19 protein-coding genes are annotated in these 22,607 nt (G+C 70.9%); 18 read left to right on the top strand and 1 reads right to left on the bottom strand.

Features of this window, described 5'->3' with window-relative positions; genetic code table 11:
* Nucleotides 1–5: 5 nt before the first annotated feature.
* Nucleotides 6–881 (bottom strand): LuxR C-terminal-related transcriptional regulator, encoded by an 876-nt coding sequence (locus ACIQNG_RS00350; protein WP_401481887.1) that lies wholly within the window; start codon nt 879–881, stop codon nt 6–8.
* Between the two features lie 183 nt (nt 882–1,064).
* On the opposite strand from ACIQNG_RS00350, the gene ACIQNG_RS00345 reads away from it, so the two are divergent.
* The 18 genes from ACIQNG_RS00345 to glgB all read left to right on the top strand — a co-directional run bounded on the left by ACIQNG_RS00345 (nt 1,065) and on the right by glgB (nt 22,498).
* On the top strand, nt 1,065–1,298 hold the full coding sequence (locus ACIQNG_RS00345; RefSeq protein WP_401481885.1) for a hypothetical protein: 234 nt from the start codon (nt 1,065–1,067) through the stop codon (nt 1,296–1,298).
* Between the two features lie 41 nt (nt 1,299–1,339).
* On the top strand, nt 1,340–2,680 hold the full coding sequence (locus tag ACIQNG_RS00340) for a sugar phosphate nucleotidyltransferase (RefSeq protein ID WP_401438536.1): 1,341 nt from the start codon (nt 1,340–1,342) through the stop codon (nt 2,678–2,680).
* 170 nt (nt 2,681–2,850) lie between these two features.
* Nucleotides 2,851–3,552, top strand: a complete 702-nt coding sequence (locus tag ACIQNG_RS00335) for an SDR family oxidoreductase (protein WP_401438538.1) — start codon at nt 2,851–2,853, stop codon at nt 3,550–3,552.
* A gap of 206 nt (nt 3,553–3,758) precedes the next feature.
* Entirely contained in the window at nt 3,759–5,102 is a 1,344-nt protein-coding gene (locus ACIQNG_RS00330) for an IS701 family transposase (protein ID WP_401481882.1), read from the top strand.
* The gene (locus ACIQNG_RS00325; RefSeq protein WP_401481880.1) at nt 5,099–6,523 is read left to right on the top strand and encodes a phosphotransferase; all 1,425 of its coding nucleotides are present in this window, start codon (nt 5,099–5,101) and stop codon (nt 6,521–6,523) included. Before ACIQNG_RS00330 ends, ACIQNG_RS00325 begins: the two co-directional genes overlap by 4 nt.
* A gap of 171 nt (nt 6,524–6,694) precedes the next feature.
* Nucleotides 6,695–7,399: an EthD domain-containing protein gene (locus ACIQNG_RS00320; RefSeq protein WP_401481878.1), complete on the top strand. Its 705-nt coding sequence runs from the start codon at nt 6,695–6,697 to the stop codon at nt 7,397–7,399.
* 38 nt (nt 7,400–7,437) lie between these two features.
* A complete protein-coding gene (locus tag ACIQNG_RS00315) occupies nt 7,438–8,274 on the top strand; it encodes a type 1 glutamine amidotransferase domain-containing protein (protein WP_401438548.1) in 837 nt (278 codons plus the stop codon).
* Between the two features lie 169 nt (nt 8,275–8,443).
* Entirely contained in the window at nt 8,444–10,081 is a 1,638-nt protein-coding gene (locus tag ACIQNG_RS00310; protein WP_401481876.1) for a thiamine pyrophosphate-binding protein, read from the top strand.
* A gap of 3 nt (nt 10,082–10,084) precedes the next feature.
* Nucleotides 10,085–10,684, top strand: coding sequence for a DJ-1/PfpI family protein (locus ACIQNG_RS00305; RefSeq protein WP_401438554.1), 600 nt, complete (start codon nt 10,085–10,087; stop codon nt 10,682–10,684).
* 3 nt (nt 10,685–10,687) lie between these two features.
* On the top strand, nt 10,688–12,535 hold the full coding sequence (locus tag ACIQNG_RS00300) for an AGE family epimerase/isomerase (protein ID WP_401481874.1): 1,848 nt from the start codon (nt 10,688–10,690) through the stop codon (nt 12,533–12,535).
* Nucleotides 12,532–12,873, top strand: a complete 342-nt coding sequence (locus ACIQNG_RS00295) for an STAS domain-containing protein (RefSeq protein WP_401438559.1) — start codon at nt 12,532–12,534, stop codon at nt 12,871–12,873. The genes ACIQNG_RS00300 and ACIQNG_RS00295 overlap by 4 nt, the downstream gene beginning before the upstream one ends.
* Nucleotides 12,870–14,990, top strand: a complete 2,121-nt coding sequence (gene glgX, locus ACIQNG_RS00290; protein WP_401481872.1) for a glycogen debranching protein GlgX — start codon at nt 12,870–12,872, stop codon at nt 14,988–14,990. The genes ACIQNG_RS00295 and glgX overlap by 4 nt, the downstream gene beginning before the upstream one ends.
* An 83-nt stretch (nt 14,991–15,073) precedes the next feature.
* Nucleotides 15,074–15,385 carry an STAS domain-containing protein gene (locus tag ACIQNG_RS00285; protein ID WP_401481870.1) on the top strand — a complete coding sequence of 104 codons (312 nt, stop codon included), beginning with the start codon at nt 15,074–15,076 and terminating at the stop codon, nt 15,383–15,385.
* Between the two features lie 16 nt (nt 15,386–15,401).
* Complete coding sequence (locus ACIQNG_RS00280; protein ID WP_401438567.1) at nt 15,402–15,965, top strand: ATP-binding protein; 564 nt, start codon at nt 15,402–15,404, stop codon at nt 15,963–15,965.
* Nucleotides 15,966–15,976: 11 nt separating this feature from the next.
* Nucleotides 15,977–17,242, top strand: a complete 1,266-nt coding sequence (locus tag ACIQNG_RS00275) for a PP2C family protein-serine/threonine phosphatase (RefSeq protein WP_401438570.1) — start codon at nt 15,977–15,979, stop codon at nt 17,240–17,242.
* A 53-nt stretch (nt 17,243–17,295) separates the two neighbouring features.
* Nucleotides 17,296–18,066, top strand: coding sequence for a P-loop NTPase (locus ACIQNG_RS00270; protein WP_401481867.1), 771 nt, complete (start codon nt 17,296–17,298; stop codon nt 18,064–18,066).
* 227 nt (nt 18,067–18,293) lie between these two features.
* A complete protein-coding gene (locus tag ACIQNG_RS00265) occupies nt 18,294–20,327 on the top strand; it encodes a maltotransferase domain-containing protein (RefSeq protein ID WP_401481865.1) in 2,034 nt (677 codons plus the stop codon).
* Nucleotides 20,324–22,498 carry a 1,4-alpha-glucan branching protein GlgB gene (gene glgB, locus ACIQNG_RS00260; RefSeq protein ID WP_401481863.1) on the top strand — a complete coding sequence of 725 codons (2,175 nt, stop codon included), beginning with the start codon at nt 20,324–20,326 and terminating at the stop codon, nt 22,496–22,498. Before ACIQNG_RS00265 ends, glgB begins: the two co-directional genes overlap by 4 nt.
* Nucleotides 22,499–22,607 lie beyond the last annotated feature (109 nt).

Below are 22,607 nucleotides of genomic sequence, written 5' to 3'. Positions count from 1 at the left end.
GTCCGTCAGGACACCACGTCGTCCACGAGCGACGATTTCGCGAGCAGATAGGCGAGTTGGGCGCGGCTGCGGCTGTTGAGCGACTCGGACGCCTTCTTGATGTGGGCGGAGACGGTACGGGTGCTGATGCCCAGCCGTTTGGAGATCGCGGAGTCGGTGTAGCCCTCGACCATCAGCCGCAGCACCGCCCTGCGGGTCTCGTCGGTCATCAGCGGGGGCCGCACATGGTCCTGGGTGATGCTGACCCGCTCGGCGCGCTGCCAGGCGTGGTCGAAGACGGTGGCCAGGTAGTGGACGATCGCCGGGTGCTCGATCGCCAGGGCGGTCTGGTTGACGTCCAGCAGCGGGTCGGGGATGAAGGCGATCCGGCGGTCGTAGATGATGAGCCGGTCGAAGATCTCGTTGAGGGTGCGTACTTCGGCGCCGGCGGCGGTCACCTTCTCGATGTAGGCGAGCGTCGGGCCGTGGGTGCGCACGGTGTGCTGGTAGAGGGTGCGCTGCTGGATCCCCCGGGTGAGCAGGGCGAGATCGTGCGGCAGCGTCTTGGCGAGCGCGTCGGTGGGCCGGGCGCCGCCCGGTTTGGCGGTGAGCAGTTCCTCCTGACACTCGTCGCGGCACTGCTGGAGGGCGGCGTCGATGACATGGGCGCCGCTCAACAGCCGTACGGCGGTGCCGGCTTCGCGGTACTCCTCGCGGTAGACGTCCTCGGCGACGGTGAGGGCGTCCCGGATGGCGGCGATGGTGTGCTGCTGGACGAGTACGGCCCGCTCGATGGGGCGTCGCAGCTCGCTGCTGGCGATGTCGGGCGGCACCGCGCCGAGCAGTGCGGGGTCTTCGGCCAACGGCCGCAGCAGCCCCAACTCAAGGAGACACTCGGGCACTTCGCCTCGTAATGGGCCCTTGGCCAAGGCCCGGCGATAGACCGCGAGCCCCTCATCGCACATACGCACGACGTTAGGTTGCGGCCTTATGTCCGGATTCCTGCACATATACCCCCCCTTCCGGTTTCTGCACTGCACCTTCACGATGCTACCCAAACCCCCAATGGCGGTGTTCCGTACGCAATGATTCCAGAGGCGAAAGCGGGGCTCGCTTTCAGCCAACGGGAGGGAAAAATGGAAATGACGCGGACCGCGAAGTTGCTCACCGCAACCGCATTGACGGCGGTCGTCTCATTCGGCGCACCGCACATACTCGCGGGGGGTTCGAATCCGGTGAAGGAAGCAGTCTCCACACCGGACGGCGGCAAGCTTCATCTGCCGCACACCGACGACACGCAAGACGATCACTGGCCGTAAATCGATTACCACCACGACATTCTCAACACGATGGGGGCGTGATGAGCACGAAGAGCGAAATCGTCGGCATCATTCTCGCCGGCGGTCGTGGTGAACGGGCCAAGCCGATCACCCTGGAGTCCGCCGACTACATCAGGAGCAAGGCCCTGATCCCCTTCGTCGGGCGGCGGCTCATCGAGTGGGTCCTGGAGAGCTGCCGGGAGCAGGGCATACGCCGGTTCTACGTCGTCACACACGGCCTGGAGAACCGCAACCAGATCAAGCTGCTGCTCGGGCACGGCGAACGCCACGGTGTCCGCATCACCTACTCGCGCTCCCGCTTCGACCGCTACAACGTCGGCTCCGCCGGTGCCACCCTCCACAACCTGGAGCAGTGGGACCTGCAAGGACCCGCCCTGGTACTGCCCGTCGACTCGCTCTTCGACTTCGACCTCGCCGCGATGGAACGCACCCAGAACGCGCGTGGCGCGCTGGTGACCATCGCCTCGGTCGCCCGGACCCCCGCGGAGATCTCCCACAAATACGGCGTCATGCGCACCGACCCCGCGGGGCTGGTGCGGGGCTTCGTGGAGAAACCGGGCGAGACCGAACTGCGGGCCCTGTTCCCGCACACCGACGGCGACCCCGGCGCCGTACTGCCCACCAACGCGGGCATGTACCTCGTCGACTGCGGCCGGCTGCGGCTGCTCGCCCGGGAACCGGGGCTGTTCCGCCGCTCCCACCAGCGGCTCGACTGGGGCGGCGATCTGCTGCCCTGGCTGGTCGAGCAGGGCCATCCGGTGGCCACCCACACCATCGCCCGACTCGGCGACCTGGGCAACGTACCGGACTACCTGGACACCGTACGACTCGTGCTCGACGGCGCGTACGAGCAGATGAACCGGCTGATGGACCGCCCCGACCCCGCCACGGGCCGGCCCTGGGTCCATGAGTCCAGCCTGCGCACCAAGGACGATGTCACCGGCACCACCCTCGCCCAGAAGATCGAGGAGGGGTCGGTGGTGATCGGACCGGGCGTCAGGATCGGCCAGGACGTGGAGATCGGCCAGGGCGTACGCCTGGAGCACGCGGACATCGGCGACGGGGCCGAACTCCGCGAGGGCACCACGCTGCTGCGCTCCACCGTCGGCGAATCCGCGGTGATCGGCGCCTACGCCGAACTCACCGACAGCTATGTGGGCCCGATGGCCGAACTGCGCTCCGAGCGCACCCGGCCGATCCGGCTCGAACACCACTCGGCGGTCGGCGACGGAGCCGTCCTGTGGCCGGGTGCGCGCTACTGCGGGGTCACCGTCTACCCGCGGCTTCGGGTGCCCGCCCTTTCGGGGCTGCCCGCGAGGACCGAACTCAGGAGCGCCGAGGACATCCTCCGCTGGATGTGAGACATCCGGCATCACGTGCACGGCGCTTTCCACGCTCGATCAGGGCTCGATCAGGGCTCGACCAGGGCCGGCCAAGGCTCGATCAGAACTCGGCCAGGGCCCGGTCACAGGCGATCGGCACGGCCGATCAGCACGCTCGATGTCACCACGTCTCGACCAGGAGGCGATCCATGGAGAACCCCATCGCCGTCGTGGGCGGCGCGGGCCGGCTCGGCACGCGCGTCACCCGGCGGCTGACCGAACAGGGTCATCAGGTACGGGTGGTGAGCCGTAGTCCGCAGTGCGGGCGGGTGCCGCTCGGAGTGGAACTGCGCCGGGCCGACGTCCGGTACGCCGACACCCTGGCACCGGCACTGCGGGGGTGTGCCGGCGTCGTGTTCAGCGTGGAACCCGGCACCGCCAACTCGGGCCCCGACAGCCCGGAGACCACCATGTACGACGGTGTGCGCAATATGCTCACCGCCCTCGCCGACCAGGCCGAGCGCCCGCACGTGGTGCTGGTCAGCCAGATCTTCGTGACCCGCCGCGAACACCCGATGAACGCCTACGGGCGGCTGCTCGACTGGCGGCTGCGGGGCGAGGACGCCCTGCGCGCCTCCGGACTGCCGTACACGGTGATCCGGCCGAGCTGGCTGACCGACGACGCGTTCGCCGGCTCCGGCGTCCGGCTGGAACAGGACGACCGGGGCGACGGCTGGGTCTCGCGGTCGGCCGTGGCGGAGGCGTGTGTGCAGGCGCTGCGGCTGCCCGAGGCGGCGGGACGCACCTTCGAGCTCTACAACGAGCCCGGAGAGGCCCCCGCCGACTGGTCGCCGCTGCTGCGCCGGCTCACCCCCGACCGGATGCTCGCCTGGTCCGGCCGCGGCGGCTGACCCGACCGACCCGCGGGGCGGGCGGCTTCCGGCCGCCCCGCGCGCCCGCCGGAGCACACCATCCCCCGGCCCGGCGGGCCCGTGAAGACCCGGGACCGGACGGCCCGGCGGCAGCCGCCGCCCGGTCTCGGGTCCACGCCTCCGGCCCTGACACACAGCGGAAACAACTCCATCCGGAATTCCGGCCCCCAATACGCCCCCTGCGAATGAGCGATCGCCTTCCGCATCGGAGCCGGACCGGGCCGACCGCACCCGCGGCCGGCGGGCCATTCCGGACGGGCTTGTTCCGCCCCTGTCACGGCGGGAAAAACAGCTTGACTTTCAGAAGGGCCCCCACCATGGCCGTAGAAGAGCGGCAGAAACTGCCCGCGGGAATCTCGCAGGACTTATTCGACGAGGTTCTCAGCCGGGCACTGGAGTCGATTCCGCGCAGCGATCAGCGGCGTTGGGCAGAGCTATATGTACGGGGCCTGCTCACTGTTGACGGAAAAAAGACCATGCGCGGACTGGCAGGCGGCGCCGGCAACAGCGTGGAGCAAAGTCTTTATCAATTCATCACCAAGTCCACCTGGCAGTGCGGTCCGGTGCGCCGGGCCGTCGCCGATCTGCTGACCGACCGGCTGAACCCGCGCGCCTGGGTGGCGCAGCCGCTGGTCATCACCAAGATCGGTGAGCACTCGGTGGGCGTGGAGCGGCAGTGGGTGCCGCACATCGGGCGGATCGTCAACTGCCAGCAGGCCAGCGGTGTCTGGCTCGTCTCCGAGCAGGGCAGCTGCCCCGTCGACTGGCGGCTGGCGCTGCCCGAGTGCTGGACCGACCACCCCGAGCGCCGCCGCCGCGCCTCCATACCCCGCCATGTCGACGCCGCTCCGCCGGAGATCTGCGCGATCGGGTCGGTGGACCGGATGGCCGCCGAGTGGCGGCTGCCCGGCAAGCCGGTGGTGACGGATCTGCGCGACGCCGATCCGTACGCGGTCTGCGCCGAGCTGAACGCCCGCCAGATCCCGTTCGTGGTCCGTATCGACCCGGCCTCCCGGTTCGCGCTCCTGGAGCCGTTCCCGCAGGCCCCGGCCGCCGACCACGGGGGCGGCGCGGACGCGCTGACCGCGGCGCTCAGCCGGACCACCATGCCGGTGGAGTGGTACGACCACACCACCGACACCGTGCGCGCCACCTCGGTCGGCACCACCCGGGTCCGGATGCGCCGCCGCCGGGCCGGGGCGCCCGTGCTCAACGAGCGCCAGGAGATGGTGCTGCTGGGCGCCTGGACCGTACGCGGACGGCGCACCCCGGGCGAGTACTGGCTCTCCAACCTCTCCCGGCCGCAGCTCGGCACCGTCTACCGCACCGCGATGCTCGCCCGCCGGGTCTCCGACGACCTGGCCTCGGTCACCGACCGGCTGGGCGCCCGGGACTTCGAGGGCCGCTCGTTCCGCGGCTGGCACCACCACATGACGATGGTGACGGTGGCCCATGCCGTCTCCGTGCTGGCCGGTGTGCCCGCCCCGGCCCAGGTGCCCGCCCCGCGCCGGGCGCAGGTGCCGGCATGAGCGCCCCGGTCACCCCGACGACGGCCGACCGGCTCGCCGGCTCGCTGCTGCCACTGCTGCCGGGCTGGCTCGCCGGGCGCCGCTGGTTCGCGGGCAAGGGCGACCGTCCGCCGCGCGTGGAACCGGTGGTCGCCGATCTGGTCCACCCGGGCGATCCGGCCCTGCTCCAACTGATCGTGCGGGCCGGACAGCCGGGACACGAGGAGTGGTACCACCTGCTCCTCGGCGTCCGCACGTCCGGACCGCCGCCCCGGCCGGACACCGTCCTCGGCACCCTGGACTCCGGGGACGTGGTGTACGAGGCGACCGGCGACCCGGAGCTGATGTCCCGGCTGCTGGACCGGCTGGCGGCCGAGGACGCCGACGGGGTGGTGGAGTGCCACCGGGTGCCCGGCGCCGGCATCCCGGCCGGGCTGCCCGCGCGGACGCTGACCGCCGAGCAGTCCAACACCTCGGTGGCCTTCGGCGACCGGCTGATGCTGAAGGTGCTGCGCCGGCTGGTGCCGGGCCCGCACCCCGAACTGGAGCTGCTGACCGCGCTGCGGGAGGCCGGGGACGTGCCGAGCGCGCATCCGCTGGCCTGGATGCAGACCTCCGACGGCTTCCCCGCGGGCCGCACCACGCTGGCGATCCTCCAGCGGTTCGTGCCCTCGCGCGGCGACGGCTGGGCGCTGGCCACCGCCGAGGCCGGCTCGTGCATCACCGGCGCGTGCGCCTCGGTGGCCCTGCTCGGCGGGTTCGCCGAGGAGTCGAAGGCGCTGGGCCGGGCCACCGCCCGGGTGCACGCGGCGCTGGCCGACCGGCTGGGCAGCCGGGAGCTGAGCCCGCCGGAGATCGCCGGGCTGTCCGAGGAGCTGACCGGACGGCTGGAGTCGGCACTGGAGGAGGTGCCCGAACTGCTGCCGTTCGCGCGGGAGTTGCGGGCGATCCACCAGGATCTGCGGGACATGGCGGAGCGCGGCCATCCGCTGCCGGTGCAGCGGGTGCACGGGGATCTCCATCTCGGCCAGGTGCTGCGGGCCGAGGACGGCTGGGTGCTGATCGACTTCGAGGGCGAGCCGGGCCATCCGCTCGCCGAACGCAGACGGCCGCATCCGGCCGTCCGGGACGTGGCGGCCATGCTGCGCTCCTTCGACTACGCGGCCCATCACGCCCTGGTCGAGGCGGCGGGCGGCCCCGGCGCGGCGCACGGCAGCCGGTCGGCCCGCCGGGCGTCGGCGTGGGCGGTGCACAACCGGCGGGCGTTCAGCGCCGGTTACGCCGAGGCGGGCGGCATGGACCCGCGGTGCAATCCGGTCCTGCTGCGGGCCTTCGAGGCGGACAAGGCGGTCTACGAGGCGGTGTACGAGGCCCACAACCGCCCCGCGTGGCTGCCGATCCCGCTGGCCGCGGTCCGCCGACTCGCCAGACCCACCACCTAACGCCCTGACCTGCACTTTCACAGGTGCGGACCGGCGGCGGCGGGGGGTGTCGCGGCGGGCGGAACCCCATCCGTCCCCACGTCAGATAGTCGACCCGGAACCTTTGCCCCGGGGCGCCCGCATCGACACGATTTCAGACATCCGGACCGGTGTGGAACAGGAGATTCTCACATGATCCACCAGTTCATTCTCGCGGCCCCCAAACCTGGGATGACCGCACAGGAGTTCCAGGATTACTGGGTCAACACCCACGCCGTTCAGTACGCCGCCAAGATCCCGCAGATCCGCAAGTACCTGGTGGACACGGTGGTGGAGATCGAGGGCAACCTCGGCACCCCGCCCCTGCCCCACCAGGGCATCGCGGAGATCTGGCTGGCCAACGGCGAGGAGCAGCTCGCGTCCCTCCAGACCGACGAGTTCCTGAACGGAGCCCGGCTGGACGAGCCCAAGTGGGCGGCGTTCTGGATGACCCTCGTGGTGGACACCACCGCCCACGAGATCGTCGCCGGCCCCCCGCTCGCCAAGGGCCAGGACTGGGTCAAGCTCACGGTGCTGCTGAAGCGCCGCCCGGGCACCGACCTGGCCGACTACCGCAAGCGCAGCCTCGACGAGTACGCCGGGGTGGTCAAGGAACTGCCCGGCCTGCGCCGTTATCTGCACGCCCACACCGTGGACGGCGCCTACGTCTTCGGCGAGTCGGGCTTCGACTCGGTCGAGCAGCTCTGGTTCGACGACGTGCCCGCCCTGGAGGCGGCGCTGAAGTCGCCGTACTTCACCGAGCGCGTCACCGCGGCCCGCGAGGAGATCGCGGACCCCAAGTACGTGTTCTCCCTGGCTGTCCGGGAGAACTGGATCATCGGCCCCGACGCCCGCTGATCTCGCATCACCCCGCACCTACTACCCAAGGAGCAGGCGTGGCCAGGAGGAACGCCAAGAAAATCCTCGTGATCCTGTCGGAGCACGGCTACTGGGGCGAGGAACTCATCGGGCCGCTGCACCACTTCGACCTGCGCGGTTACGAGGTCGTGTTCGCCACCCCGACCGGCAAGCGGGCACACGCCCTGCCGCCGTCGATGGACCCCGAGTACATCGACCCGCCGCTGGGCCGCTCGGTCACCTCGGAACGGGTGGCGAAGCTGACCCGCGAGGTGGACGAGTCCGACCGGCTGGACGACCCGATCGACATCTCCAGCTGGGTGCCGGAGCGCCCGTACACCTGCGAGGACGACTATCTGCGCAAGCTGGAGGCGTACCACCGGGCGCTCGACGTGGTGGCGCAGGAGGTGGAGGAGTACGACACGATGCTGATCGTGGGCGGCTCCGGGCCGGTGGTCGACCTCGGCAACAACGAGCGGGTCCACGAACTGGTCCTCGCCTTCCTGCGGGCCGGCAAGCCGATCGCCGCCGAGTGCTACGGCGTCACCTGCCTGGCGTTCGCGCGGGACTGGGAGGACCGCAAGTCCATCGTCTGGGGCAAGCACATCACCGGACACTGCAAGGAGTACGACTACAAGGACGGCACGGGCTTCCTGGGCACCGACTTCAACATGGGCCCGCCGCCGTACCCGCTGGAGTACATCCTGCGGGACGCCACCGGCCCCGACGGCCGCTACCACGGCAACTTCGGCAAGGAGACGTCGGTGATCGTGGACTACCCGTTCATCACGGGCCGCTCCACCCCCGACTCGTATCTGACCGGCGAGAAGATCGTCGAGGTCCTGGAGGACGGTCTCACCCGCTTCGGCTGGTAGCCGCCGCGCGGTTCCCCGGCGGCGACCGGTCTCACCCGGCGCCCGGCGCCCGGCCGTTCGCCGCCGGGCGCCGAGCACCCGGCCTCCCCCGGCACCGGTGTCCCGGCGTCGCGGTCCCCCCGGTCGCCCCCGGGGACGTTCCCCAAGGTCCCAGCGAGAGAAGGAAGACATGGCCAGGCAGGGCAACGCGGCGATCATCGAGCAGTTCATCGCCGACGGCATTCCGTACATGTTCGGCAATCCAGGCACGGTCGAGCAGGGCTTTCTCGACGCGCTGGAGAACTACGACGAGATCCAGTACGTCCTGACCCTCCAGGAGACGGTCGCCGCCGGCATCGCGGACGGGTTCGCCCGCGCCACGGGCCGCCCCGCCCTGCTGCAACTGCACAGCGGTGTCGGGCTCGGCAACGCGATCGGCATGCTCTACCAGTCGAAGCGCGGCCACACCCCGCTCGTGGTGATCGCCGGCGAGTCCGGCGTCCAGTACGAGTCGATGGACGCCCAGATGGCCGCCGACCTGGTCTCGATGGCCCGCCCGGTGACCAAGTACGCCACCCGGGTCACCGACCCCGGCTCCGTGCTGCGGGTGCTGCGCCGGGCCATGAAGATGGCGATGACCCCGCCGCGCGGCCCGGTCTTCGTCGCCCTCCCCATGGATGTGCTGGACGCGGTCAACTCCGAGCCGGTCGTGCCGAGCACCTTCCTGGACACCGCCGCGCTGCCGGTGCCCGCGCTGCTCGACCGGGCCGCCGCGCTGCTGGCCGGCGCCGAACGGCCGCTCGTCCTGATCGGCGACGGCGTCTCCGCCTCCGGCGCCCAGGAGGAACTGACCCGGGTCGCCGAGCAGCTCGGCGCGGACATCTGGGGCGTGGACTACTCCGAGGTCAACCTGGACGCCCGGCACCCGCTCTACCGCGGACAGCTCGGCCATATGTTCGGCGAGGTCAGCACGGGCGCGGTCCGGGACGCGGACGCGGTGCTGATCGTAGGGACGTATGTCTTCCCGGAGGTCTTCCCGGACACCGGGACGCCGTTCCGCGAGGACGCCCGGATCGTCCACATCGACCTCGACGGCTACGAGATCGCCAAGAACCACCCGGTGACCCTCGGACTGGTCGCCGACCCGAAGGCGACGCTCGACGCGCTCGCCGGGCGGCTGGAGGCCCGGCTGACCGGCGCCGACCGCGACCGGGCCGCCGACCGTCTCCGGCGGCGCCGGGCCGAACGCCCGCCGCTGCCCGCCGACGACGGCTCGCTGCTCCACACCTTCCTGCGGGAACTGGCGGCGGAGGCGCCCGAGGACCTGATGGTCTTCGACGAGGCGCTGACCGCGGCCGGCCCGCTCAACGCCCATCTGCCCGGACGGCTGCCCGGCCACTGGTTCTCCACCCGCGGCGGCTCGCTCGGCGTGGGCATCCCGGGCGCCCTCGGCATCAAGCTGGCCCACCCGGACAAGACGGTGATCGGCTTCACCGGCGACGGCGGCTCGATGTACACCTTCCAGGCGCTGTACACGGCCGTCCGGCACGGGATCGGCGCCAAGTTCGTCATCTGCAACAACCGTTCGTACAAACTGCTCGACCTGAACATCGAGCAGTACTGGCGCGAGCGCGGCGTCGCGCCCCACGCGTACCCCACCCCGTTCGACCTGTCCCGGCCGGATCTGGGCTTCACCGAGATCGCCCGCGGCTTCGGGGTCGACGGGGTGCGGGTGGACGACAAGAGCCAGGTGACGGAGGCGGTCAAGCGGATGCTCGCCGACGACCGCCCGTTCCTGATCGATCTGCGCACCACCGAGGGGGGCTGAGCCATGGCAACGATCCCGTCGCGCGACGGAGTGCTCTCCGGGCGCCGGATAGCGGTCCTGGCCGAGAGCGACTTCTACGAGCCCGAGATCTCCTACTACCAGCGCCGGTTCGCCGAGGAGGGCGCCCGGGTCGATCTGCTGACCCGGCTGTGGGGCAACAGCTCCATCACCTTCTCCGGGCACGAGTACCGGGCGCCGCTGACCGTGGACCGCAGCCTGGAGGACCTGGACGACCGCCGGCTGCGCAGGTACAGCGCGCTGATCGTGCCCTCCGGCATGGTCGCCGACCGGCTGCGCTACACCGAGGACATCGAGCGCCTCGCCCCCGCCACCGATCTGCTGCGCCGGGCGTTCGCCCGGTCCGGGGTGGTCAAGGGGATCATCTGCCACGGCATGTGGCTGGCCGCCTCGATCCCGTACGTGGTGCGTGGCCGCAAGGTCGTCTGCCACAACAACCTGATCGGCGACGTGCGCAACATGGGCTGCAACTACGTGGACCAGGACGTCGTCGTGGACGGCGATCTGGTGACCGGGCGCACCGGCGACCACTGCCATCTGTTCGCCAGGACCATCATCGACGAGCTAGTGCTGCGAGGTGCGTGAGAGATGACCAGCAACCCCGGCACCGTGGACTTCACCTTCTCGGACACCATCGCGGGCCGTGTCACCGCGTTCGACCGCGCGGCCCGCGAGGTCACCGTCGCCACCGCCGACGGCCGCTCCTTCGTGATCGCCCTGGACGGCGGCGCGAGCGCGGAGCTTCTGCACAACCTGGGCGAGCCCTACCAGGACGCCTCGGGACATATCGACGACCTGCTCACCGAGGGCCGGTTCCTGCTGGCGTACGGGGTCTTCTACCCGCAGCGCGGAGGACTGCGGTTCGAGGCGAAGCGGCTGGTGTTCACCGGCCGGGACACCGACGACTTCCGCTTCGAGGAGGCCGGCTGGTGGGTGCGGCAGATCCAGGAGATCGCCGCGTTCTACCGCCGGGCCCAGTTCGGCGACGGTCCGGTGGACTTCACCCGGTACCGCACCGAGATCCGGCTCAGCGGCGACAAGACCGCCAGCCACATCCAGGAGACCGACACCATCTCCCGGCTGGTGTACGGGATGGCGTCGGCGTTCCTGCTGACCGGTGACGAGGAGTACCTGGAGGTCGCCGAGCGCGGCACCGAGTACCTCCGCGCCCATATGCGGTTCGTGGACACCGACGAGAACGTCGTGTACTGGTACCACGGCCTCAAGGTCGACGGCGACACCGAGACCAAGCTGTTCACCTCGGAGTTCTCCGACGACTACGACGCGCTGCCCGCCTACGAGCAGATCTACGCGCTGGCCGGCCCGATCCAGACCTACCGGGCCACCGGCGACCCGCGGATCAAAGCGGACGCCGACGCCACCATCCGGCTCTTCGACCGGTTCTACCTGGACCCGGAGCACGGCGGGTACTACTCGCACATCGACCCGATCCTGCTCTCCGCCGAGCACGAGTCGCTGGGCCCCAACCGGGCCCGCAAGAACTGGAACTCGGTGGGCGACCACGCCCCCGCGTATCTGATCAACCTGTATCTCGCGACGGGCGAGAAGGCGTACGCCGACATGCTGGAGTACACCTTCGACACCATCGCGGAGCGGTTCCCCGACCCGGAGCACAGCCCCTTCGTGCAGGAACGCTTCCACAAGGACTGGTCGGCGGACACCACCCACGGCTGGCAGCAGGACCGGGCGGTGGTCGGCCACAACCTGAAGATCGCCTGGAATCTGATGCGGATGCAGTCGCTGCGTCCCAAGGACACCTACGCGAAGCTGGCCGCGAGCCTCGGCGAGACCATGCCGGAGATCGGCAGCGACCGCCAGCGCGGCGGCTGGTACGACGTGGTGGAGCGGGTCAGGGCCGACGGCGAGGAGCAGTACCGCTTCGCCTGGCACGACCGCAAGGCGTGGTGGCAGCAGGAGCAGGCGATCCTCGCCTATCTGATCCTGCACGGCATCACCGGCCGGGAGGACTTCCGCACCGAGGCCCGGGACGCCCAGTCGTTCTACAACGCGTTCTTCCTCGACCACGACGAGGGCGCCGTCTACTTCAACACCCTCGCCAACGGGCTGCCGTACCTGCTGGGGGTGGAGCGGCTCAAGGGCAGCCACTCGATGTCCATGTACCACTCGGCCGAGCTGTGCTACCTCGCCGCCGTCTACAACAACCTGCTGATCAACGGGCAGGCGATGGACTTCTGGTTCAAGCCCGACCCGGCCGATCTGCCCGAGCGGACGCTGCGTGTCTCGCCCGATCTGCTGCCGCCCGGCGCGGTGCTGATCGAGAGCGTGGAGATCGACGGCGAGCCGCACACCGACTTCGATCCCGGCGCGCTGACCGTGCGCCTGCCCGAGACCTCGGGCCGGGTGAAGGTGAAGGTCCGCCTCACCCCGACCAATCCCCCGGAGGTGACGGGATGACCGTCAAGCTCACATCCCGGATGGAGGGCGCCTGCTGTGTGGTGGCCCTGGAGGGCGAGATCAACTCGACCACCTCCGGCGGGCTCCAGGCCCAGCTCCTGCCCTTCATCCGCCAGGACTCGCTGGTGCTGGTGGATCTCAGCGGCATCACCTACATCTCCAGCGCCGGTCTGCGCACCCTGCTGATCGTGCACCGCAGGGCCCAGCAGCTGGAGGCGACGGTGACGCTCGTGGGGCTGTCCGAGGAGGTGCGGTTCGTGATGTCGGCGACCGGCTTCCTGGACTTCTTCGAGACCGCCGACGATCTCGGCTCGGCACTGGAACGCGCCGGCCGATGACCCTCCAGGACATACGTGAGCGCGTCGACGGTTATCCGACGCGCCGGATCTCCGGTTACTGGGTGCGCGCGGGACGAGCCGTCCCGTACGGCGCGTACCCGGTGCCGGGCGGGATCAACTTCTCCGTGTACTCGGACCGCGCGACCTCGATGAGCCTGGTGCTCTTCGAGATCGGGGCGCGTGAGCCGCTCGCGGAGCTGGAGTTCCCGCCCGAGTTCCGTATCGGCAGCGTGTACGCGATGACGGTGTTCGGTCTGGACGCCGAGAGGCTGGAGTACGGCTTCCGCGCCGACGGCCCCTTCGACCCGGCGGCCGGTGACCGCTTCGACCGCACCCGGGTGCTCAGCGACCCGTACGCCCGGCTGGTCTCCGGCCGGGACGTGTGGGGTGTCGAGCCCGACTGGAGCGTCCCGTACCAGTACCGGGCCAGGGTGCTGGAGGACGACTTCGACTGGGGGGACGACACCCCGCTGAACATCCCCAGCGAGGACCTCGTCATGTACGAGACCCATGTGCGCGGCTTCACCCGCCACCCCTCCTCGGGGGTGGCGGCGCCGGGCACCTACGCGGGGCTGCGGGAGAAGATCCCGTATCTGCGGGAGCTGGGCGTGAACTGCGTCGAGCTGCTGCCGGTCTTCGAGTTCGACGAGCTGGACAATCCGCGGACCGACCCCGTCTCGGGCGAGCGGCTGCACAACTACTGGGGCTACAACACCGTCTCGTTCTTCGCGCCCAAGGCCGGCTACGCGGCCACGGGACGCTTCGGCATGCAGGCCGACGAATTCAAGTCGCTGGTCAAGGAGTTGCACAAGGCCGGTATCGAGGTCGTCCTGGACGTGGTGTTCAACCACACCGCGGAGGGCAACGAGCAGGGCCCCACGATCTCCTTCCGCGGCCTGGACAACGCGACGTACTACATGCTCACGCCGCGCGGCGAGTACTTCAACTTCAGCGGCACCGGCAACACGGTCAACTGCAACCACCCCGTGGTGCGTGACTTCGTGCTGTCGTGCCTGCGCTACTGGGTCGCCGAGTACCACATCGACGGGTTCCGCTTCGATCTCGCGTCCATCCTGGACCGGGCCCCGGACGGCGCCCCGCTGCCCAACCCGCCGCTCCTTGAGCAACTCGCCGCCGACCCGATCCTGCGCCGCACCAAGCTGATCGCCGAGGCGTGGGACGCGGCCGGCCTCTACCAGGTCGGCAACTTCCCGAACTACGGCCGCTGGTCGGAGTGGAACGGCAAGTACCGGGACACGGTACGGCGGTTCATCAAGGGCGAGCCGGGCCTGGTCGGTGAGCTGGCCACCCGGATGGCCGGCTCCCCCGACCTCTACCAGGGCCGCACCTGCGCGGCGTCGGTCAACTTCGTCACCGCGCACGACGGCTTCACCCTCAACGACCTGGTCTCGTACAACGACAAGCACAACGAGGCCAACGGGGAGTCGGGCGGCGACGGCGCCAACGACAACAACAGCTGGAACTGCGGCGAGGAGGGGCCGAGCGCCTCCGCGCATGTGCGCGCCCTGCGGCTGAAGCAGATGAAGAACTTCATGGCGATCCTCATGACCAGCCAGGGCGTGCCCATGTTCGTGGCCGGTGACGAGGTGGGCCGCACCCAGCTCGGCAACAACAACACCTACTGCCAGGACAACGAACTGTCCTGGTTCGACTGGGGTCTGGTCGGCGCCAACGCCGAACTGCTGGACTTCACCCGGTCGCTGATCGCCTTCCGGCACGCCCATCCGGTGCTGCGCGGCGCGGCCCACCCGACCGGCACCGACCAGGTCGGCAGCGGCTACCCCGACCTCAGCTGGCACGGGGTGCGCGCCTGGTCGCCGGACTGGTCCAGCCACTGCCGGGTGCTGGCGCTGATGCGCTGCGGCCGGCACGCCCAGGGCGGCCGGGTGCGCGACGACCATGTGTACGTCGCCGTCAACGCGCACTGGGAGCCGCACGAGCTGGAGCTGCCCCAGTTGCCCGAGGGCCAGTCCTGGCGGCTGTTCGCGGACACCTCCGCGAGCGCCGCCCAGCCGCTGGGCGCCGAACCGGCGCTCCAGCATCCCGGCCGCTACCAGCTCGACGCGCACGCCGTGGTCGTCCTGGTGGGCCGCTGACCCACCCGCAGTCCCTTGCCCTAGTCCCTAGTCCCTAGCCCTAGTCCCTTGCTTTAGTCCCTTGTCGCGCGAGGAGAGTCACCGTGTCCTTCGAAGTGAAGCTCAGGGTCAACGACCGGGTCGCCACCATCGAGACCGTCGGGGAGCTGGACGCGTCCAGCGCGGGCCAGTTCCACGACGCGATCGACCGGGCCGCCGCGGCGGGCGCGGTCGAACTGGTCATCAGCGCCGCGCAGTTGTCGTATCTGTCCAGCGCGGGACTGCGTTCGCTGGTCTTCGCCCGGCAGAAGATGGGCGACGGGGTGCGGATCGCGGTGGTCGGGGCGCCGGAGCCGGTCTCCCGCACCATCCGGCTGGCCGGGTTCGACCACAGCATCGATCTCGTCGACGTGTGAGGGGGCGGGCAGGCGGATGGGGTTCGATCACCGGCAGGCCGCCACCGGGTCGCCCGCGGGCACCGGCACGCCCACCGAAGGGGCCCTGCGGTTCACGGCGGGTCCCGCGGTGAGCGGTCCGGCCCCGGTCAGGGTGCCCGCGGAGCTGGAAGCGCTGGACCGGGTCGCCGAGTTCGTGCTCGACGTCGGCCGGCGCGGCGGGCTCACCACGGGCGGGCTGTACCGGCTGCGGCTGGCCGCGGACGAGCTGACCACCAACACCGTGGTCCACGGCTATCGGGGAGCACCCGGCGAGATCCTTCTGGAAGGCGGTGTCGAGGCGTCCACGGTGTGGGTGCGGATCGAGGACGGGGCACCCCCGTTCGATCCGCGTGAGGGCAAGCGGGACCCCGATCTGGAGGCGCCGCTGTCCGAGCGCCGGATCGGCGGGCTCGGCGTGTACCTCGCCTGCACCTCCCTGGACGGGTACGACTACCGGCTGGTCGCCGGGCGCAACGTCAGCACGCTGGAGATGCATCGCCCGGCGGACAGCGGAACGCAGCGACGCCAGGACGCGCGCGGCACACCCGCGACGGAGTAGACGAGGCGAAGATGGCACAGACGAAGGTGCTGGTGCTGGGTGAGCGGCGGAACCTGCCTCCCGACCTGCACGAGGCGCTGGAACGGGTGGGCGCGGAGGTCCATCTGCACAGCCCCGGCGAGGTGCTGGCCACCTCGCCGGGGCGGCTGCCCGAGGTGAGCGTGGTCCTCGCGCACGCCGGGCTGACTCCGCACAGTGTGCGCGCGGTGGCGCGCAGGCTCGACGACGAGGGCCTGCAACCACCGGTGGTGGCGTTCGCGGAGCAGGATCTGCATCTGCTGGACGGTCATGTGCACGCGGGCTCCGACTATCTGGTGCCGCCGTTCCACGCCCATCTGGTGCAGGCGCGGCTGCGCCGCTGCCATGAGCGCGCCCGGTACACCCGGACGATGGCGGATGTCGCCGCGCACGCGGAACTCCTCAGCTATGAGCGGGAGTTGGAGATCGGGCGGGAGATCCAGCTGGGTTTCCTGCCGGACGCGCTGCCCAGTCCGGACGACTGGCAGATCCATGTCCGCTTCCGGCCGGCCCGCACGGTCGCCGGGGACTTCTACGACGTGTTCGAGATCGTCAACCGCCGGCGCCTGGCGCTGGTGGTCGCCGACGTGTGCGACAAGGGCGTGGGGGCGGCGCTGTTCATGGCGCTGATCCGCTCGCTGCTGCGGCACACCGCGGAACAGAGCGGACTGCAGAGCCTGATCGCGGCGGAGCTGATGGGCGAGGAGTCGGGCTGGTCCGAGCACAGCCGGGCCATCCCGGTGGTGGGGGCGACCCCGCTGCTGAACGCGGTCGCGGGCACCAACAACTACCTGACCCGCAACCACATCCGGCAGGGCTACTTCGCCACCTTGTTCTTCGGCGTCCTGGACCCCGTCACCGGCAATCTGGTGTACATCAACGGCGGTCACAATCCGCCGGTGCTGGTCAGCGCGACCGGTGGAGAACCGGTTCTGCTCCCGCCGACCGGACCCGCCGTGGGGGTGATCCCGGATGTCGAGTTCTCGCTGGGCTACGCCCGGATCAGCCCCGGCGACACCTTGTTCATCTACACCGACGGGGTCACCGAGGCGCGTTCGGCGTCCGGGGAGTTCTTCGGCGAGGACGAGATGGTCAGCCGGCTCGCGGAGGCCGCCGTGCGCGGCGAGGAGCTGCTCGACCACATGGACGGGGCGCTCGGCGAGTTCGTCGGGACGGCCGAGCAGTCCGACGACATCACCATGATGACCGTTCACTGGCGCTCCCCGGACGGGCCGGGGCCCGAGGCTCCGGACGGCTGAGCGGATGACGAGCCGCAGTCGGCGAACCGATCCACAAGCAACGGGGTGAGGACATGTCGCAGATCATCACGGTGCACTCCTACAGAGGAGGCACCGGCAAGTCGAGCACGGCGGCCAATCTGGCGCTGCTGCTGGCCGCGTCGGGCCAGCGGGTGGGGTTGGTGGACACCGACATCCACACACCGGCCCTCGACGTGATCTTCGGCGGGGCGGTGGCCGAGAGCCGCCGCCGCTCGCTCACGGACTATCTGATCGGCCGCTGCGAGATCGAGGACGCGGTCTACAAGGCGGACGGCGACTGGGGGCACAGCGGTTTCTTCCTGATACCGGCCCGCAGCCGCTCGGCCGCCGCCGCGGAGATCCTTGGCCGCGGCTACGACGTGGGCCTGCTGCGCGAGGGCTTCGACCGGCTGATCGACGCCCTCGCGCTGGACGTACTGCTGCTGGACACCCACGCCGGGTTCAACAACGAGACGGTGACGGCGATGGCGAGTTCCGACGCGCTGGTCGTGGTGACCCGCGCCGACCGGCTGGATCTGGCGGGCGCCCGCGAGACGGTGTCGCTGGCCGAGCGCCTCGGCGGCCTCCCGCTGACCGTCGCCGTCAACATGGCCGCCGAGGGCCCCGAGCGGGACCGTCTGCACGGCGAGGTGGAACGGGCCTACGACACCCAGCTCACGGCGATCCTGCCGTACGCCCCGGAGATGGCCTCCCTGGCGGGCGAACGCCTCTTCTGCACGGCCTACCCGCACCACCCCCTGGTGGCGGGCTACCGCCGCATCATCACCGACGTGAGCAACGGCACAACGGGCCTACACCGCTGACAACGCCACCGCTTTCCAGGGGCGCGGGGAACCGCGCACCCAACCACCCCCACCCGCACCGGCACGAGAGACCCGAGCGCAACCCCACCGCCTTTCAGGGGCGCGGGGAACCGCGCACCCAGCCACCCCCCACCCGCACCCGCCCCCCACCCGCACCCCGCACCACAGCTCCCGCCCCGCCGGCACCCGCACCCCGCAGGCCCCCGCGCCGCGAGCAAGGAGACAGCATGCAGCCAAGCCCCGCCGCCAGGCGGTACACGCCCACGGTGGGACGTATCCCCGTCACGGACGTGAGCCCCAGCGTGGAGGCGGGCCGCCGCCCCGCCCGCGCCGTCCCCGGCGAGACGTTCGAGGTGTCGGCGACCGTGTTCCGCGAGGGCCACGACGCCGTCGGCGCCAACGTCGTACTGACCGCCCCCGACGGCACCGAGACCGAATGGACCCCCATGCGGCTCCAGGCCCCCGGCACCGACCGCTACGCGGCGTCCGTCGCCGCCGACCGGGAGGGCGACTGGACCTTCCGCGTGGAGGCGTGGTCGGACCCGCTGGCGACCTGGCGGCACACCGCCGACGTGAAGATCCCGGCCGGCATCGACGTACCGCTCGTGCTGGCCGAGGGCGCGCTGCTCCTGGAGCGCGCCGCGGCGGCGTTCACCCACCGCGAGGGCGCCCCGCTGCTGAAGGCGGCCACCCGGCTGCGGGACTCGGGCCGGCCCCCCGAGGAGCGCCTCGCCGCCGCCCTCGACCCGGTGGTGACGGGCCTGCTGACCGCGCGCCCGCTGCGCGACCTGGTCACCCGCTCCGAGGAACTGCCGCTGCGCGTGGACCGCAAACGGGCCCTGTACGGGGCCTGGTACGAGCTGTTCCCGCGGTCCGAGGGCGCGATCGTGCCGGACGGCCCGAACGCCGACGGGATGCCGGTGGCGCCCCGCCCCGGCACCCTGCGCACCGCCGCGAAGCGGCTGGAGGCGGTGGCGGACATGGGCTTCGACGTGGTGTACCTGCCGCCGGTGCACCCGATCGGCACCACCCACCGCAAGGGCGCGGGCAACACCCTCACCGTGGGCCCGCACGACCCGGGCTCGCCGTGGGCGATCGGCTCCGCGGCCGGCGGGCACGACGCGATCCACCCGGACCTCGGCACCCTGGACGACTTCGACCACTTCGTGGCGCGCGCCACCGAGCTGGGTCTGGAGGTGGCGCTGGACTTCGCGCTCCAGTGCTCCCCCGACCATCCGTGGGTGCGGGAGCACCCGGAGTGGTTCCACCACCGGGTGGACGGCTCGATCGCGTACGCGGAGAACCCGCCGAAGAAGTACCAGGACATCTACCCGATCGACTTCGACACCGACCCCGACGGGCTGCACACCGAGTGCCTGCGGGTGCTGCGGCACTGGATGGCGCACGGGGTGCGGATCTTCCGGGTGGACAACCCGCACACCAAACCGGTGGGCTTCTGGGAACGGCTGTTCGCCGCCGTGCACGACACGGACCCCGATGTCGTCTTCCTCGCCGAGGCGTTCACCCGCCCGGCGCTGCTGCACGCCCTGGCCCGGATCGGCTTCCACCAGTCGTACACGTACTTCACCTGGCGCAACTCCAAGGAGGAGGTGGAGTCGTACCTCTCGGAGCTGGCCGGGCTCGGCGGCGAGGAGTCGGCGGCCTACCTGCGGCCCAACCTGTTCGTGAACACCCCGGACATCCTGCACGCCTACCTCCAGTACGGCGGGCGTCCCGCGTTCGCGGTGCGGGCGGTGCTCGCGGCGATGGCCGGGCCGTCCTGGGGGATGTACGCGGGCTACGAGCTGTACGAGAACGTGCCGGCGGGCCCGGCCAGCGAGGAGTATCTGGACTCGGAGAAGTACCAGTACCGGCCGCGCGACTGGGAGGCCCACGAGACGGCCGGTGATTCGCTCGCCGCGCTGATCCGCACCCTCAACGAACTGCGCCGCGCCCATCCCGCCCTGCACCAGCTGCGCAATCTGCGCTTCCACCGCACCGACGACGACGCGGTGGTCTGCTTCTCCAAGCGGGACGACACCGACTGGGTGCTGGTGGTGCTCAACCTCGATCCGCACAGTGTGCGCGAGACGACCGTCTCCCTGGACCTGCCCGCGCTCGGCCTGGACCGCTCCGACGCCTTCGAGGTGTACGACGCGCTGTCCGGCCAGACCTTCCGCTGGCGCCGCGACGCCTACGTACGCCTGGATCCACAGGTCCAGGTGGCCCACATCCTCACCGACGGGAACCCGCAGCCGTGACGACCGCACCGCACCCCCCGGCCCTGCCCGCCACCGACCACAAGCGGCTCGTCACCGGCGAGGTCAGCGACCCGCACGCCCTGCTCGGCCCGCATCCCGCGGTCGGCGGGGTGACGATCCGGGTGCTGCGCCCGCTCGCGGACGCCGTGACCCTCACCGATCCGGCCGGCGACGAACTGCTGGAGCTGGACCACGAGGGCGACGGCGTCTTCGCCGGACTGCTGCCCCTCGGCCGGGCCCCGGCCTACCGGGTCGCCGCCCGCTACGGCGACGACGTGCATGTCTACGAGGACCCGTACCGCTTCCTGCCCGTCCCCGGCGAGCTGGATCTGCATCTGATCCGCGAGGGCCGGCACGAGGAGCTGTGGAAGGTGCTGGGCGCGAACGTCCGCACCCATCAGTCCAGTCAGGGCACCGCGTTCGCGGTGTGGGCGCCGAACGCGCGGGCGGTCCGGCTGGTCGGCGACTTCAACCACTGGGACGGCCGCGCGCATCCGATGCGCTCGCTCGGCATCAGCGGGGTGTGGGAGCTGTTCGTGCCGGGCGTCGGCGACGGCACCCACTACAAGTACGAGCTGCTCACCCCCGACGGCCGCTGGGTGCAGAAGGCCGACCCGCTGGCCACCCGCGCGGAGGCCGCCCCCGGCACCGCCTCGATCGTGTTCGCCTCCGGCTACCGGTGGCGGGACGCGGCCTGGATGGCCCGCCGCGCCTCCTTCGCCGCCCACCGCGAGCCGATGAGCGTGTACGAACTGCACCTGCCGTCGTGGCGGCCCGGCCTCGGCTACCGGGAACTGGCCCGGGAACTGCCCGCGTACGTCAAGGCGATGGGCTTCACCCATGTGGAGTTCCTGCCGGTCACCGAGCATCCCTTCGGCGGCTCCTGGGGCTACCAGGTCACCTCCTACTACGCGCCGACCGCCCGCCTCGGCGGCCCCGACGACTTCCGGTACCTGGTGGACGCCCTGCACCGGGCCGGTATCGGGGTGATCGTGGACTGGGTGCCCGCGCACTTCCCGCGCGACGACTGGGCGCTGGCCCGCTTCGACGGCACCCCGCTGTACGAGCACCCCGACCCGCGGCGCGGTGAACACCCCGACTGGGGGACGTACATCTTCGACTACGGCCGCGACGAGGTCCGCAACTTCCTGGTGGCCAGCGCCCTGTACTGGTGCGAGGAGTTCCATGTCGACGGGATCCGGGTCGACGCCGTCGCCTCGATGCTCTACCTGGACTACTCGCGCGGCGAGGGCCAGTGGGCGCCGAACGCGTACGGCGGGCGCGAGCACCTGGAGGCGGTGGAGTTCCTCCAGGAGGTCAACGCGACCGTGCCGCGCCGCAACCCGGGCGCGGTGACCATCGCCGAGGAGTCCACCGCCTGGGACGGGGTGACCCGCCCCACCGACCTGGGCGGGCTGGGCTTCTGCCTGAAGTGGAACATGGGCTGGATGCACGACTCGCTGTCGTACATGGCGCTGGACCCGGTGTACCGGCAGTACCACCATCACGCGATGACGTTCGCGATGGTCTACGCCTACTCGGAGAACCATCTGCTGCCGCTGTCGCACGACGAGGTGGTGCACGGCAAGGGCTCGCTGCTGGGGAAGATGCCGGGCGACCCCTGGCAGCGGTTCGCGAACCTGCGGTCCTTCCTCGCCTTCATGTGGGCCTTCCCGGGCAAGCAACTGCTCTTCATGGGGCAGGAGTTCGCCCAGGACACCGAGTGGTCGCACGACCTCGGCCCGGACTGGTCGCTGCTCGCCCACACCCCGCACGCCGCACTGCGCGACCTGGTGCGCGATCTGAACCGGCACTATGGGGCCGACCCGGCGCTGTGGAGCCGGGACAGCGAACCGGAGGGCTTCGCCTGGATCGACGCGGACTCCGCCGAGGCCAACGTCTACTCCTTCGAGCGCCACGGCGCCGACGGCGAACTCCTCGTCTGCGTCAGCAACTTCCAGCCCGCCCCGCACCACGGCTTCCGCCTCGCCCTGCCGGAGGCCGGCGAGTGGGAGGAGGTGCTCAACACCGACGCGCGCGACTACGGCGGCTCCGGCGTCGTCAACCCGGGCCGGCTGCGCGCCGACGGGGAGCCCTTCCAGGGCCGGCCGGCGAGCACCGTCGTGACGCTGCCGCCGCTGGGCGCGATGTGGCTGCGCCCGGTGCGCTGAGACCGACCGGGCCCCGCGGGACCTGCGGCCACCGAGAAGGACCGAGTACCGAGTACCGAGAAGCACCGAGAAAGACCGAGAAGCACCGCGAGGGACCGAGAAGGAGACG

The sequence above is a fragment of the Streptomyces sp. NPDC091377 genome (genome assembly GCF_044757045.1).
Lineage (GTDB): Bacteria > Actinomycetota > Actinomycetes > Streptomycetales > Streptomycetaceae > Streptomyces.
Note: the sequence above shows the minus strand (reverse complement) of the source record. Positions and strands in the feature narration are given on the sequence as shown.